Origin of the sequence: Coleofasciculus sp. FACHB-542 (genome assembly GCF_014695825.1) — a bacterium.
GTDB lineage: Bacteria > Cyanobacteriota > Cyanobacteriia > Cyanobacteriales > FACHB-T130 > FACHB-T130.
Map to the genome: position 1 here is coordinate 141,867 of NZ_JACJPB010000052.1, position 14,884 is coordinate 156,750.

Annotated in this window: 17 protein-coding genes; 9 read left to right on the forward strand and 8 right to left on the reverse strand. The window is 47.6% G+C overall.

Annotated features, from left to right (window positions below; all coding sequences use genetic code 11):
* Nucleotides 1-19: 19 nt before the first annotated feature.
* Complete coding sequence (locus tag H6F52_RS25900) at nt 20-157, reverse strand: hypothetical protein (protein ID WP_190433945.1); 138 nt, start codon at nt 155-157, stop codon at nt 20-22.
* 194 nt (nt 158-351) lie between these two features.
* Here H6F52_RS25900 and H6F52_RS21785 point away from each other — a divergent pair, with 194 nt between their 5' ends.
* Complete coding sequence (locus tag H6F52_RS21785; RefSeq protein WP_190536730.1) at nt 352-1,209, forward strand: hypothetical protein; 858 nt, start codon at nt 352-354, stop codon at nt 1,207-1,209.
* A gap of 218 nt (nt 1,210-1,427) precedes the next feature.
* On the opposite strand, the gene H6F52_RS21790 is transcribed toward H6F52_RS21785, so the two are convergent.
* The gene (locus H6F52_RS21790) at nt 1,428-1,973 is read right to left on the reverse strand and encodes a hypothetical protein (protein WP_190536731.1); all 546 of its coding nucleotides are present in this window, start codon (nt 1,971-1,973) and stop codon (nt 1,428-1,430) included.
* Between the two features lie 272 nt (nt 1,974-2,245).
* Between H6F52_RS21790 and H6F52_RS21795 the strand changes: the two genes are divergently transcribed.
* From H6F52_RS21795 to H6F52_RS21825, 8 genes are all read left to right on the forward strand, one after another.
* Nucleotides 2,246-3,727 carry a cytochrome P450 gene (locus tag H6F52_RS21795; RefSeq protein WP_190536732.1) on the forward strand — a complete coding sequence of 494 codons (1,482 nt, stop codon included), beginning with the start codon at nt 2,246-2,248 and terminating at the stop codon, nt 3,725-3,727.
* 135 nt (nt 3,728-3,862) lie between these two features.
* Nucleotides 3,863-3,988, forward strand: coding sequence for a hypothetical protein (locus H6F52_RS26250; protein ID WP_277881992.1), 126 nt, complete (start codon nt 3,863-3,865; stop codon nt 3,986-3,988).
* A gap of 26 nt (nt 3,989-4,014) precedes the next feature.
* The gene (psbP, locus tag H6F52_RS21800; RefSeq protein ID WP_190536733.1) at nt 4,015-4,560 is read left to right on the forward strand and encodes a photosystem II reaction center PsbP; all 546 of its coding nucleotides are present in this window, start codon (nt 4,015-4,017) and stop codon (nt 4,558-4,560) included.
* A 137-nt stretch (nt 4,561-4,697) separates the two neighbouring features.
* Nucleotides 4,698-5,294 carry a nucleoside triphosphate pyrophosphatase gene (locus tag H6F52_RS21805; protein WP_190536734.1) on the forward strand — a complete coding sequence of 199 codons (597 nt, stop codon included), beginning with the start codon at nt 4,698-4,700 and terminating at the stop codon, nt 5,292-5,294.
* A gap of 173 nt (nt 5,295-5,467) precedes the next feature.
* Complete coding sequence (locus tag H6F52_RS21810) at nt 5,468-5,914, forward strand: hypothetical protein (protein WP_190536735.1); 447 nt, start codon at nt 5,468-5,470, stop codon at nt 5,912-5,914.
* 184 nt (nt 5,915-6,098) lie between these two features.
* Nucleotides 6,099-7,610, forward strand: a complete 1,512-nt coding sequence (locus H6F52_RS21815; protein ID WP_190536736.1) for a hypothetical protein — start codon at nt 6,099-6,101, stop codon at nt 7,608-7,610.
* A 30-nt stretch (nt 7,611-7,640) separates the two neighbouring features.
* The gene (locus tag H6F52_RS21820; RefSeq protein WP_190536737.1) at nt 7,641-8,459 is read left to right on the forward strand and encodes a hypothetical protein; all 819 of its coding nucleotides are present in this window, start codon (nt 7,641-7,643) and stop codon (nt 8,457-8,459) included.
* 154 nt (nt 8,460-8,613) lie between these two features.
* Nucleotides 8,614-9,246 (forward strand): hypothetical protein, encoded by a 633-nt coding sequence (locus H6F52_RS21825; RefSeq protein WP_190430725.1) that lies wholly within the window; start codon nt 8,614-8,616, stop codon nt 9,244-9,246.
* Nucleotides 9,247-9,324: 78 nt separating this feature from the next.
* On the opposite strand, the gene H6F52_RS21830 is transcribed toward H6F52_RS21825, so the two are convergent.
* The 6 genes from H6F52_RS21830 to H6F52_RS21845 form a co-directional block, all read right to left on the reverse strand.
* The gene (locus H6F52_RS21830; RefSeq protein ID WP_190430724.1) at nt 9,325-9,573 is read right to left on the reverse strand and encodes a hypothetical protein; all 249 of its coding nucleotides are present in this window, start codon (nt 9,571-9,573) and stop codon (nt 9,325-9,327) included.
* A gap of 377 nt (nt 9,574-9,950) precedes the next feature.
* Complete coding sequence (locus tag H6F52_RS21835) at nt 9,951-11,072, reverse strand: AI-2E family transporter (RefSeq protein WP_190525085.1); 1,122 nt, start codon at nt 11,070-11,072, stop codon at nt 9,951-9,953.
* A 227-nt stretch (nt 11,073-11,299) separates the two neighbouring features.
* Nucleotides 11,300-12,706 (reverse strand): protein-glutamate O-methyltransferase CheR, encoded by a 1,407-nt coding sequence (locus H6F52_RS21840; protein ID WP_199300674.1) that lies wholly within the window; start codon nt 12,704-12,706, stop codon nt 11,300-11,302.
* 64 nt (nt 12,707-12,770) lie between these two features.
* Complete coding sequence (locus tag H6F52_RS26255) at nt 12,771-12,902, reverse strand: hypothetical protein (protein ID WP_277878397.1); 132 nt, start codon at nt 12,900-12,902, stop codon at nt 12,771-12,773.
* Between the two features lie 140 nt (nt 12,903-13,042).
* Complete coding sequence (locus tag H6F52_RS25505) at nt 13,043-13,195, reverse strand: hypothetical protein (RefSeq protein ID WP_206754046.1); 153 nt, start codon at nt 13,193-13,195, stop codon at nt 13,043-13,045.
* A gap of 758 nt (nt 13,196-13,953) precedes the next feature.
* Nucleotides 13,954-14,679 (reverse strand): Crp/Fnr family transcriptional regulator, encoded by a 726-nt coding sequence (locus tag H6F52_RS21845; RefSeq protein ID WP_190438337.1) that lies wholly within the window; start codon nt 14,677-14,679, stop codon nt 13,954-13,956.
* Nucleotides 14,680-14,884 lie beyond the last annotated feature (205 nt).

Here is a 14,884-nt window from a genome sequence, read left to right on the forward strand (position 1 = left end):
TAAATTCTGTTGCAAACAACTAGAGAGTTGAGAGACCGCGAACGGTAAGATCGTGCCTGCTACCCCAAGCCGGAGTAGTTGTCGCCGTGTCCAATAAGCAGGAAAGCTTTTGTATTGCCTCATAGCGATCGCGCAGCGTCCCCGGCTCGCTAGTCATCCGTGAGAGCTATCCCTTCACGCTAGGATTTTTAACGGTTTCCTGCCTGAATCTTTGGGAAGATTCAGACTGATTTAATCGCTGGGTTTTATCAGCCTGTTAACTCTAGAAAAGGATAAAACCGTTATTAATTGGAACGTCGATCCCATCAGAGGGATATAGAGCGTTAAATTCTGTAAAACATCAAGATACAGATGTATTCAGAGGAGCTATATGCTTTTGGGAGCGATCGTCTGGTGAGAAAAAATATAGTTTCGCTACTGGCTGTGTTGGTGGGGCTTTCCTATGCATGGCTCGGCATCTTCACGTCTCTGAACTCTTATTTTTTCAACTATCGGGCAATGACCATTCCTGGGTGGTTTAGGTTAGGGGCAACTATCGCTCTTGGGCTATATCTTCTGGGTGTCTATACGACGGCTCTGGCGTTTCAACAGATTTCAACCCGAAAATCGGCAATTGAGCCATCGTTTTTAGTGTTGGGTTGCATCATCGGTTTGCTGGTTGGCAGTTTACCCTTTTTCCTGAATTTCCTAACCCCAATCCCGTACCTGCTTTATTCTCCATATATTATTTTGCCTATTTCACTTTTGCTATCTTTTTTAGGAATTCGGATTGCTTGTAGATATGAACGAAGTAAATCTAATTCCACGCTAAGAGTTTTAGTGTTTAGAGCCTTAATTCCGTGCGCGATCGCTTTAACCTTAATCTGGCTTCACAACGGCAGTTTCCCCAGTGTCAAGGCTCCTGCTGAAGTTCGGCAGCAATGGGCGTACATACAATTTGGGGATTACAAGGAAGTGGTGAACTCAATCAAAACCTGTCAGCCAATTCTAGAACGAGTAGGCAGCGTGAAAGTTGTGGCACCGACCCAAGGCAGAAACTATATGATTTCCGATCCAGGGAGTTCCGGTCATCAGGGGGAATTGACTTTAGAAGTAATCGGAGACAAAGGTGCAGGTGTCGCTAACTTTAACTTCCATATCGTTACTTCGGTTTCACAGGTTCGATTTACCAATCGGGGGAAAACAGAAACAATCGTCTGTCCAAGGTAGGGGAAAATCTAATTCTTTTTGCCCCAACTCGATCGCTCCAAATCAGGTAGAGATCGCCTCTGCAAAATTGCTTCACCGACAGCTCCCAAGCGAGTGGCATAACGATTTATTCAACTGTTACTTAGCTGTAGAAAACCGCCTATGGCGTAGTTACTCGCACCCGACCAAACACGCGATAGCGAAGGCGCTGACTTGTCAGTTCGCGCTTGCAAATAGGATTAAAAATTAGAGCGATGTTTAGACTGATTTAGAAAATTCTTTAAGGTAAACCAGAGAGATAAACTTCCTAACATTATCAAAGTAGCTCCGAGCGGATAGACGTACCAACGATTATCCTGCTCAACTTTTAGAGACTTAGCTTTTGAATCTTGGACAAATGCATTGATCTGAGAGGTTTTGTTCTCTGTAAAACTAAAACCGTTATTCATTGGAAAGTAGAGTTTCCCGTCAGATGTTTGCAAGACAAGCTGAGTTGATTTTCCATGTTTCTGAACGTTTGCTTTCTCTAATCGATCGAGTGGGAAGGGAGTCACGGTTTCCCCTCGCAAACTCGACACCACGAGTTTACACATACCTAACGATTGGCGACGTTCGCATTCTAAGGTTGCCAGTTGAGGATTCAGCAAAAACATTCCACCCCGGATAACCATAAAAACGCCTAGAACCGTTATCCAGAAGGGTTCTTTCAGATGTACGGAAACGCCCTGAAGTTCAAATGAGGTATATCGCCGCCCTGCTTTTTTGGAATCTTTGTCAGTTCCCATGCTTGTCCTCTCCTGTCGGGCATTGAACAAGATAAGTGCCACTTAGATGAGATACAAGCCCATGTATCCTGACTCCGGTTAGCTCGATAAAACCGCCTATGCCGTAGTTATCTGGCACCCGACCAAAAACGCGATCGCAATAACTTCTGGTTGATGAAGATAGTTGACCCAACGGAGCGAGTAACCTCAAGAGGGAGTTAAGGTTAAGCGCATACAGTTACAGACTGTTCGCGCATTTGCTTTATTGGATGTCATCACCGAAGGAGACTACGATGACTTCGACCACCCTAAAGCCTAATTTGACCGTTCCCGGCCCCCGTCCCGTCCCCATTCTCGGACGTGCTACCCATATTTATCGCTTCGCGTCCGACTCAATCGGCTATACCCGCGACCTCTTCCAAACCTATGGCTCAGTGGTCTCCCTGACTTATGGTGGGGGCACAAATCTTTATTCACCGCTCCCCAATTGCCCCGGTACTGTATTTGTCTATGGCCCGGAACTCGTGCGCCAAGTGACCACCCAGCACGAGATTTATTATAAGCATCCCTTATCCGGAAAATTGTACCGCAGGCGGGAAGCCTCGGCGCGGACAGAACCCCTAAAGCACTTTGCCGTGGGACTCTTTGGCATCAATAGCGATCGCCATCGGCAAGCTCGTCAACTCCTCATGCCCGCCTTTCACAAACAGCGCATCGAGTCCTACCGCAACGATATCGTTACCATCACCCAATCGGTACTCGATCAAATCCGGGTTGGGGAGCAAAGTGACATTGACCAGATTATGCGGCGGCTGACAATGCGAGTGGCGACCAAAACGCTGTTTGGCGCTGATGTTGGCGAGATGGGTGGCATTACCGGGAAACTTTTTCAGGATGCTCTCGGTTTGCTGGGAACGCCAATGATGCAACTATTCCCCGTGGACTTACCAGGATTGCCCTACCATCGCTTTCTGAGTCTAATCGCCCAACTTGACGACGAGATGCGATCGCTGATTGCAACTAAAAGGGCAAAGGGCACTGATGATGGGGATGTGCTGTCGATGCTGATCCAAGCTCGTGACGCCGAAACTGGCCTCTCCCTGAGCGATGATGAATTGCTGGGACATACTGGGGTCTTCTTTTTAGCCGGACACGAAACCAGTTCCAATGCACTTACCTGGACGCTGTTCCTCCTCTCGCAGCATCCGCAAATTTTTGCCGATCTCCTCGACGAACTCGAAAGCGTGCTGCATGGTGAAGCGCCGACAGTCGAGCAATTGCAACAGTTGCCGTTATTAGAGCGAGTTATCAAAGAGAGTATGCGTGTATTGCCGCCAGTCCCCTGGAATGGGCGCGTCACCGCGCAACCGACTGAACTCGGTGGTTATGCCTTGCCTTCGGGAACGGAGGTATTTGTCAGTATTTACCAGACCCACCAGATGCCCGAACTCTATCCAGAACCGGCGGTTTTTAATCCGCACCGTTGGGAAGGATTTGAACCCACTATTTTTGAATACAATCCCTTCAGCGCTGGCCCCCGGATGTGCATCGGTGCAGCCTTTGCCATGATGGAAATCAAAATCGTGCTGGCAATGCTTTTACAACGCTACCGCCTGCAATGCATTCCCCATCTGAAGGTAGACCGTTTTGGGGTGATTGTCATGGCACCGAAATATGGGATGCCAACGATCGTCCATCAGCAAGATCGTCAGTTTAGCCAGGGAGTGGGTGGCGTGCGCGGTAACGTGCGAGAGATGGTGAAATTGCCTGAATAATCCGGTACGAGTAGGGGCGACGCATTCGGACAAAAAATCTTGGGCGATAGACACTCGGAACCCCACCCCTGCCCCTCCCCGTTCACGGGGAGGGGTTCAATATTTCCCCTCTCCGTGAACGGAGAGGGGTTAGGGGTGAGGTTCCGGACTGCATCCAATAAAGAATTGCGGCTATTTGAGATGGCACGGGTCATTTGCTCTCTCGGTGCTGTTTCCTCTGAAGTTCCCCGGAAGTGGGAAAATGAGACAAATGGCGCTTAGTGACAAAATTGCAAGGAAAGAGGTAAATGCTAAAACGGATTGCCGCACTACTACTGGTGGTATTAAGCGTAAGCTTGCAAAGTTGCACTGTCGCCAGTGCTACCAGTGGCTTAAAAAGCTATGTAGATAGCACCGACGGTTATCAGTTCCTATATCCCAACGGCTGGCTTCCAGTCGAGGTGAAAGGTGGAGCCGATGTAGTGTTCCACGATATCATTGAGCCTTCTGAAAATGTGTCAGTCGTCATTAACCCGGTTGGGGCAGAGAAAAGCCTCGCTGAGTTGGGGACACCAACAGAAGTGGGATACAAATTATCAAAAAGCGCGATCGCACCCCCAGGATCGGGACGCGAGGCAGAATTAGTGAACGCTGAAAAGCTGGAATCTAACTCTAAGACTTATTACATACTGGAATACACCGTCAAACTTCCCAATCAGCACCGCCATAATCTTGCCTCTATCGCCGTCAGTCGCGGTAAACTTGTCACCTTCAACGCTTCTACCACAGAAAAACGCTGGGAAAAGTTGAAGCCATTGTTACAGCAAGTCGTTAGTTCATTTTCCGTCTATTGATAGCGATTGGCTGATGGCTAATGGCTCATAAAAGTGATGAGAGTGATAAGAGTTGAGGCAAAAAGAGAATTATTTAATTCAAAACTCAACACTTAAAACTTGTTGACAATTAGCAATTCGCCACTGACAACAGAACGATGACCCTTCCCACTTTAGTCTTAGCCTCCGCTTCTCCAGCTCGCCGTCGCCTGTTGCAAAGTGCCGGAATCGAGCCGGTGGTTTGCCCTAGTGATTTTGATGAATCCCAAGTCTCAACTAGCGTTGCATCCGAATTGGTGCAAACTCTGGCGTTGCGGAAAGCGGAAACGGTTGCGAATCAATTTCCAGATGCTTTGATATTGGGATGCGATTCGGTGTTGCTGGTTAACGGTGAGATTCATGGGAAACCAGCAGATGCAGCACAAGCGATCGCCCGTTGGCAAAAAATGCGCTCCCAAATCGGCGAACTCTATACGGGTCATGCTTTAATTGACCAGCAGCAAGACAAAACCGTAGTACGCTGCGGCATCACAAAAGTTTATTTTGCCGATGCTAGCGATCGCCAGATTGAAGCCTACGTCGCCACTGGCGAACCCCTCAAATGTGCTGGCTGCTTTGCCCTGGAAGGCAGAGGGGGACTATTTGTAGACAAACTGGAAGGTTGCCATACAAATGTCATTGGTCTGAGCTTGCCACTACTTCGCCAGATGTTCGGTGAACTGGGATACGATGTCACCGATTTTTGGCAAAGATGAAGGATGAAAGAAGTTTGTTGTCCATTGCTACTAGCAAATAACAACTGATAATTGATTTGTGCCTTTTTCTTGAATTGCTCCGGAATTTGTTAAGGTTCCTAGATTTTTGATTAAGGCAAAGGATCTGCGTGTCTAATATTGGCTAAGGCAAAGCTTTTGGAGGGCTTTTGTTCATGGGAGTAAGTAACGAGTTTAAAGCACAACTCAAGGCTGGCAAAATTTTTGAGGCGCTCACCTTGGCACTCAGCGAAGCCATCGAGTTAGAAATCACCACCTGGGTTTCATCGACTGACTCAGATGCCTCGCCTGGGGTGAGGACAGACCAACCTTTAGCCGGTCAACCTTTACCCGGTCACTGTATGCGAACCCGCATCAATATTGTGGATGGTGATATAGAAAATGAAGTCGGCAGCGAATTTCTGAATAGCGGCCCCTACAACGAACTGCGGGAATTTCACCTCCAGCAAGTTCACGAAGGTCGGGAAATTATTCAGGAAAACCTGGCAAACTTGCAACAGCTGTTTACAGTTTTAACGAACACGCTGTCTGAGATACCAGGATCGCGATCGCGTTCAAATCCACAGCAAGTTTTACCTCCTATCGATTCAGATAATCCTTAAGAGTCAGAACACTTGAGAGCCAAAATAAATGCAAGTCAAAGGTTAAGCTTCTCTTCAGGACTGAGTTTTGAGTGTTGAGTATACCCCAGACTTAAAAATAGGGGCTTGAAATCAGGACGCTTTATTCCTTGGGGCTACATCAACTTGAAACAAACTGCGCCTCTAATTTCCGTTTTGAAAAGGCTTGTACCCTAGTTACTTTAAACCTCAGTCCTCAAACCTCAGTCCTCAGTCCTCAAACCTCAGTCCTCAGTCCTCAAACCTCAGTCCTCAGTCCTCAAACCTCAGTCCTCAGTCCTCAAACCTCAGTCCTCTTTCTATTGACAACTCACAATTGGCTGGAAATTTGGTTATGGCGGCAAGCGATAAATTCAAACAACAACTCAAAGCTGGCAAAATTGTTGAGGCACTTTCTACGGCACTCAGTGAGACGATTGAGTTAGAAATCACCACATGGGTTAGCTCTACCGACATAGATGACAGGACAAGCGAAGAACAGCCTCAACCAGGTTCGCGGATGCAGACCCGGATTAATATCGTTGAGGGCGACATCACCAACGAGATTGGCGATCGCTTTCTCAACAGTGGCCCCTATAGCGAACTGCGACAATTCCATCTAGAGCAAGTTCAGCAAAGCCGCGCGATTATCAACGACAACCTCAAGAGTTTGCAAAAGTTATTTGGGATGTTGGTAAGAGTCGGGTACCAGAATCCTAAAGCTGCCCCGATTCCTCCAGACAAGTCTAGAGTTGATCCTCGCCTACCGCCAGACGAAACCGCAGCTTCTATCGTGACAATTGAGCCTGAAGTTTTGCTTGTTGAGGGGTCGCCAACAGATGCGATCGCATTTGACCCCCGCGTAGAGATTGACACCGTTCCTGCCATTGCACCCACTCCATCCGTCACACCCGATTTCCTGCCCCCAGCGACCCCAGAAACCCCTGTAGAGCCAGCCGTGAGTGCCCAGGAATGGGAAGAAGCCGTCATCCAGGAACCACCGTTTCAGCCAGGGTGGACGCCGGAATTCGGCTCGGCGCTTCCCCCGGATTTCCTGCCCCCAGCGACCCCAGAAACCTCTGTAGAGCCAGCCGTGAGTGCCCAGGGGGAAGAAACCGTCATCCAGGAACCACCGTTTCAGCCAGGGTGGACGCCGGAATTCGGCTCGGCGCTTCCCCCGGATTTCCTGCCCCCAGCAACCCCCCAAACCCCTGTAGAGCCAGCCGTGAGTGCCCAGGAATGGGAAGAAGCCGTCATCCAGGAACCACCGTTTGAGACAGGGTGGAGGCCGGAATTTGGCTCGGCGGTAAACTGGGGAACCGAGGAGGAGTGGGAAGAAGTGGAAGTCGAGGAGGAACCGACACACCCCTTCTCAGCGAGGTTTGCGCCTGTTGAAGATGAGGTCTGGAATGAGAATGACGATGGCTGGGAAGAAGATGAGGAGCCGTCAACGACGCCCGATATCAGCAATCCTAGCGGCATTTCAGATCCCATAGCGGTTTTGTTTGGAGACACTCCCGTGGAGCCTTCCCAGCCTTCTCCACCGATGTCAGATACGCGATCGCCCGTCAACATTGAAGAGGCTTTATTTTCACAAACACCGCCTTCACAAACACCGCCAAAGCCGTTTGATGAGTTTGATGAATTTGAAGAAGATGATGAATTTGACAACCCATCGCCTCCACCACCCTCCAAATAATCATTAAAACCAAACTGGATTCGTACAACGATGGTCAATACACCAGATACCAATAGCAACGAGATTAATCCCAACCTGCGGAAAAATTTTAACAACTTTTTGCAGTCTCTGACCGATGTGCTAATCGACATCACGGCTCTCGAAGTAAATACAATGGTCGTGGATCATATTAGCGGGACTAAGTTTATTCCTTGGGAAGCGTATCGAGATATTTACCCAATTTCCACAACCTATTTGGAAAGGGCAGGAATCCATCCATCTCTAAGGCCTCGGTATCTGAGTCTGCGTAAACAAATCGAGACAGAGTATTGCTTGTATTACCTTGAGGAGAAACTTTTAGAACAGGATGCTTCACAGCTCAGAGAATATGTCCGAGTTCTCAGCGATCCCACAGCAGAACTGGATATTCAAAAAACAAAACTGCCTAACCCGCTGAGTCCTTCTGCGAATCCGGCTGTTGAGATTAACAAGATTCAAAACTTACTCGATGACAGTAGATTTTTACGGAGCTTGCGGAAGGTTGATGAGCTGAAAGCAGCCCTGGATAATCGGAATAAGTCTTTGCAAAAAAGCGAAGCATCGCAAGCATTAGACCCGGTTGAAGAAGTAACAACCGATATGATTTATGCCCAATCAATCATTCAGTTAGATGGAGATATTATCAACCGCTATCACCAGAGACTTTTTGAACACGAGCATAAAGATATCATTTTAGATATCCACAGACAGGGTGTTACTGCGGGTGAAAAACAGTGGCATGGGTTATTAGAATTTATGGTGAATTTAGTGGAATCGTTGGTCAATCAAGGCAGTTCCTCAATGAAAAATTTATTCAAAAACCGCAATTAATCCTGAAAAAACCGATCCAAAAAAATAGGCCAAAAAAATAGGAAAGATGAGCTGAGAAGGAGTGGGAAATTATCTATCAGGTTCCTTTAGGCAACCTCTTAATTTAGATTCATGCATTCAAATCGAGGAAGTCAAAGACGCAAAGGGACAGTTAGTGTCTCATTTCATCAGATTCAACTTAGATGAAAACATCCTCGATCAAATTTTGCAAGCGAGAACCAATGGACAAAACTTATCCATTTCCCGGCGTTTGCTAGCAGAGTTGCGTTCTTATGCGCTAGTAGACGCGGGAAGCTGCTTACAGTCTGGGCTGATTTTTTGCACTCACTACGAGCAAGCGGAGAGTAGTGAGTCAGTAGCGGAAAACTTTGTCATGCAGAGTACGATCGCTCTCGATGGAGACATCATTCACCAAATTCGCCACGATTGTCTTAAAGATTCTATTTGGTGTTTAGCGATCGCAACTGCTCACCACTGGCTAATCGATCAACTGCTCAATCAGCTACAGCTCAAGATTGCCTTATGGTTGAATGGCCTATCTTGGATGCTCTCTTTACTAACTACGGCTGCGACAGTTATCTCTAACTTACAGCGCCTGAATTTATGGACGCTGTTAGCATCGGCGGCGATGGCGTGGTTCTTGCAAGTAGGCTTTAAGCGTCTGTCGCTGTTATTTTTGCCGTTGCTGAGGCGTTGGGTTTTTCGTCAATTGTTGTTGCGCTTGCTTTCTTCCAATCCGAGGGATAGAAAGATTGCGAAAGGCATTTTAGGGCGGTTCGTGCCCTAATCAGAGGAATTGGAGGTGATGCGATCGCTTATCGAGTTGCGTTGCATAAAGCGTAGCGATCGCTCTACTCGCATCCTTCTAACGAACTCTAATAAACTGGCTTGTATGCAGCACCGCTTCACCATGATCCGGAATCCATGCTACCCATTCGTCCTCAGACTGCTGGCAAAGTAGCAACGCTTCATCGTGGCTATAAGGGTTGGGAAGTTCTAGCAACTGTACCCAAGTCGAATCCTGATAATCCATCTGAGACTGGGTTCGATTGGTTTGAGGTGCCCAGCTTCTAGTCCGAGACAGCAAAGGAAGTACGCAATAATTCAATGTCATATCTGTTTCCCCTCCAATAGCGATAACAGCACTCAGAGTTGGCTGACTGCTCTCCATCGCAGTTAAGAGCCTCCACTGATAAGCTATTTTCAAAACATTTCTGTAACAAATGCTACGGAATTTTTGCCGATCAAATCAACTACCTGTCGTAAAACTTTATGTTTGATAAGACGAAACCTAAGAGGGATGCAAGATCCAGCGAATAGCAATTCTCTATTGGAAGCAGTAAAGTTTAACCCCACCCCCGCCCCTCGACCTTCACCCAGAGGGGTTCAATATTCTCCCCTCTCCGTTCACGGAGAGGGGTTGGGGGTGAGGTTCCGAGTTCAGCAAAGAATGCAGAGGTAAGCAAAGTTAAAAAAACGACCCAGAATTGACTACTTCATTGTTGAAGATTTGAGGGGAATAGCGGTGGAATCAGGTGAGGCTTCGACGATAACACCCGCTTTATTTTCGGCTATCAATTTAGGTTTTAAGTAAAGATTTTCCAACAGGACAGCGGCACCCGCCACCCAAGGAGGAACAATCAACGCGCCAAGAATGCCTAAAACCTGCGTTCCTCCTAGCACCCCCAGCAGTTGATACAAAGGATGGACTTTCACAGAAGAACCTACCAGTAGCGGATCGAGGACATAAGTTTCCACATTCTGGATAATCACGAACAACAGCAGCACCCACAGGAACGTCCACCCACCTTGAGAAACTGCCACGATGAGAGCGGGAATGGCTCCCAAAACTGGCCCCACAAAGGGGATCAAATTGGTGAAACCAGCGATCACGCCAAGTCCGAGTGCAAACTCTGATAGCCCTAAAAAACCTAAGCCAAGGGTAATCGCTACCCCTAAAATCCCTGAAACCGCAACTCGGCCTTGGATATAATTCCCCATCCGCTGGCTCATCGGTGCCACTTGAGCCTCCAGACGTTCATCCCAAGGCGACGGGAATAGCTGCACCAAACCTTTAACCAGGTTTTGACTACCCGCCACCATATAACCGGAAATCAATAAAGCCAAAATTAAGCTAAAAACACCGCCAATAATTCCTCTGGTGATGTCGTAAGAGCGCAGCAGGACTTGTTGACTGGAACGAAACACCCACCTAGTTAGCGCTTGGGTATCAAGGAGTTGGTTGACTAAATCGGGTCGCTCGTCGTTGTAACTGATTACAATTTTCTGAATGAGTGCCCGAAGATTTTCAATGTATATTGGCAAATTGACGGCAAGCAGTTGAATCTGCGCGGCTACGGTAGGGCCAATAATCAATCCCGCCCCAACGATGCCAGAAATTAGCGTTACATAAACAACAATGACCGCCAACCACCGGGGAAGCTGCAAGCGTTCAGCCTTGTCGATGAGGGGGGAAATCGTTGCTGCGATGACTACGGCAACCATGAGGATGACTAGGAGACTCCGCAGCTGCCATAGCAACACTCCCAACAAACTGGTGACGACAATTAGCAGGATATTCGATAGAGAAATCGCAGTGCGCCGCTCGAACATGATTTAGTAGCGATGGGCTAGGTGTAAACTACCTACACAAAGAATAGCGCTATCGTGTGGGCTTGCAGCGTCACCGAGAAATCCCTCTGTTTAGACTTGCGCCACTTTGTTGCAATACACACTCCTAACCTTACCCCCAACTCGATCTCCACAAGTGGAAAGGGGCCGGGATGGGGTTAAATTGCACTGCATCCCAACGAGAATTGCGATAAGAGGGACACAACGCGCTAGGCGACTCCATGAAATTTAGGTTGAGTCATCTTCTTTAACAAAGCTTTGGCTTGATTGAGTTCTTCGTTGCGCTGGTACAGTTCTTCACTGAGAGACTGCAACTCCTGATTCATCGTCTGTAGTTGTTCGTGGGTGGACTGGAGTTCCTCTTGAGTCCTGTTCAACTGTTTTTTGAGATCCAGACGTTCTTGCTGAACGGTTTTTAGCTCTTCTTGAAGCACCAGGAGTTGTGTCTGCTCGGTTGTTAACGCTTGATGGGTAGACGAGGGTTGCTTGGTTTTTACCTGTGGCTGAAACACTTGCTGGAACTCTGGCTGGAACACTTGCTGGAACGCTTGCTGGAACGCTTGCTGCAACTCTTGCTGGAAGTATGAGGGTTGCTTTTCTAGAGGCTTCACTGCCTTTTCAGGGCTTGTCTGGGTAAGCGATCGCAACTCCTCTCCCTTAGTCTGGACACCTTTAGTCTGGACACCTTGGCTAGTCTGGACACCTTGGCGGATGCGATCGCGTTTGGAGTCCTGCACCTCAGATGCATTCAGATGCACATTTACTTTTGGCGTCTTTGTATAAACACGTCGCTTCAAATCTGCGGTGCTGAAAGTCTGAGGGCTGTTGAGCAGTCCCTCCGCATGACCTAATACGAGAAAGCCACTATCCCGGAGCGCAAAGTGAAAGCGGGACTGGATTTTTCGTTGGGCTTCGGGATTAAAATACATCAGGGCGTTGCGGCACATCAGCAGATCGAGACGGGAGATGGGCGCATCTTCAATCAAGTTGTGGCGACTAAACAGTAGCGCAGAACGCAACTCCTTATGAACAATGTAGCTGTTAGGAGTGCTATCAAAGTATTTCTCTAACAAAGCGGGAGGAATCCCCGCAACTTCCTTAGCCGTATAAGTTCCCTGACGAGCTTGCTTAAGCGCTTCCTCATCGATATCTGTGGCGTAGATTTTGACCCGCGCCTGGAACTGTTCGATTCCCAGTATCTCCGCAAGGATGATTGCTAACGAGTAAGCTTCTTCTCCAGAAGCGCATGCAGCACTCCAAACTCGAATCGGTTCGTCTGGTTCCTTCTTCGCAACGATCTGAGGGATCAGCTCGTGAGACAAATAATCCCAAACTGAGCGATCGCGGAAGAAAGAAGTAACATTGACTAAAAGTGTGTTAAATAGGTGAGTAAATTCTTGGGGATGCGCCTTTAGGTAATCAATATACTTTGTACAGCTGTCGATCCCCACTTTCTGTATCCGGCTCATTACCAGACGCATCAAACTAGGACGCTTGTAGCTGGTGAAATCAAAACCACGACTTCGCTTTATGTAGTCCAGCAAAGCTTCTAACTCATAAGCTGCTTTAGTCCGGGGCGGAGTCGTATAGGCAGTTGATTGTGATATTGGCATCATTTATCGTTATACAAGTAAAAGTGTAGCGACCTGTCAAGTAGAGGTATATTTTTTAGCAATTGTCCTAAATCGATCCCGCCTTGCCCCGCTTGCGGGGCAAGGCGGGATTTTGATGTTTATTTTTTTGATATTTAGCATCATCTAGATAAATTGCGATCGCTGTAATTACTTTAGCGGTGAATGCTTCTAGATTCATCCTCACAAAGTAGAGCAATCAGTAACAGATATTCCAACGGATGAAGAGGTCTTTAGCCTACCTTAATATCTAAGCAACCAACCTTGAGGACAAGGCACTATGAACGATGATTATCTACCTATTTTCAACAGGGAGTCGCACTAGCAGGCTTCTAGGCTTCTTTGTTTTAAATTCCTAAGGATTTCTGAAACCAATTCTTTCTGCTTTGGAGTTAGTTTATTCCAACCATTCCCCCAAAGTTTTTCTTGGTTCGTATCATTATATGTAAAAGGCATTCTTGTTAAATTATTCATTTTACACCTCTTATTTCCTTTGACCCTGACAGATGGAAACTCCCTAATTCAGTCGTCTGTTAAAGGAGACAACAAGGGACACGAGAGGAACTTAATACTCGACTATTTCAAGCATAAACGCGAGTAACAGTAACGTCTGTCCGGTTTCGCACATATTTAGGGAAACCTACAAGATTTATCGGCATCTAGTCATGTTTTGTGGTCAAAAACCCCTTTTAGCTCAGCTTTGCTGAGACTCATCACATTTGTCAGTTGCCATCTTCGCCTTCATACTTGGCAACACGAGGGAGCTTCAAAGCTGTCTATACTAATGATGTGTAACTGTCTCTTGTGATGGTGACGGTAGCATCTCACCATGTACTAGGATTGTGCGCTTTGTGCTTGGCTCCCCTTAGTAGCGCTTAGGAAACCGCGCAGAATGACAGTTTCAGCTCAAGTTACACTTGGTACTATCTAAACAATAAACGCGATCGCAAACGCCGTCTGTCCGCTTTCGCACATACGAGAAAACAAACAATTTAAAAAGAATTTATCCGCCATTTACCCAGCATCGCCCGCTTGAAGAATGAATTTGATAGCTATTCGTGAACCCAGGGTTGAATATTCTCCCCTCTCCGTGAAGGTCGAGGGGTTGGGGGTGAGGTTCCGAATCTATTGCATCCAAAAGAGAAACCCTATATACAACGCTCGCCCAATCATTAATCCTAGCCGCAGTTGTGCAACAGCATCTAGGGCAACACCATCTAGTACAACGCCATCTAACGGTGTTCCGTGCCAAGCAACCGACCGAACTCGGCTTTGATAATTCCATAACACTCGCAGGAGATCGCTTCCAAGTCGCCTTGATTCAGAATGGTGATTTTGCCCCGGCTGTAGCGAATCGTTCCCGCTTTGCTGAGGGTGCCAGCCGCCACCGTGACGCCAGAACGGCGCGTGCCCAACATCTGGGCGATAAATTCCTGAGTGAGGGGAAACTGGTCTGATTCCACGCGATCCTGAACGGTTAGCAGCCACCGGGCAAGTCGCTCTTCTATCGTATGCAGGCGGTTGCAGGCGACTCCTTGAGAAACCTGAGTCAGCAGTGCTTGCGTATAGCGCAACAGCAGGCTTTGCAGTACCCCTCCCCGCTTAAACTCGGATCTGAGCTGCTCTGCCTTCATTCTCATGCCATTGCCTGCGACCTGCACCAACGCTCGGTTGCTCGTTTTGTTGCCTCCTAAAATTATGGGGAGACCTACCATTCCGTCATTACCCACCATTCCAGCTTCCACAGTCGAGCCATCTTCCAGCACGCTGAGTAAAGAAACAATTCCCTGTTGGGGAAAATAAACGTATTCAATTGGTACGCCAAGTTCGTAGAGGACTTGATTGAGTGGGAGCGAGACGGGTTCTAGATGGGGAACCAGACGTTCGTACTCCTCGTCAGGCAAAGCGGCAAGAAGTCGATTTTTTATTGGCTGAAGAGGATCTTTGGGGACTGACATGAGGAGTTTCCTTAATTTAGCCGTGTTAGAAAAGGCATCTAACGGCAGAAGGAGAAGAACTCAGTAAACCAATCCTAATACCAAAAGGTGTATTTTCTGAATAGAAAGCCGCACGCTTAGCAGGTTAAAGTCTTACAGCCGCTTACTGATGCTGTATTCATTCTAATGGGGTGTGAAATTTTCTCACATTAATAATATTCCCTAG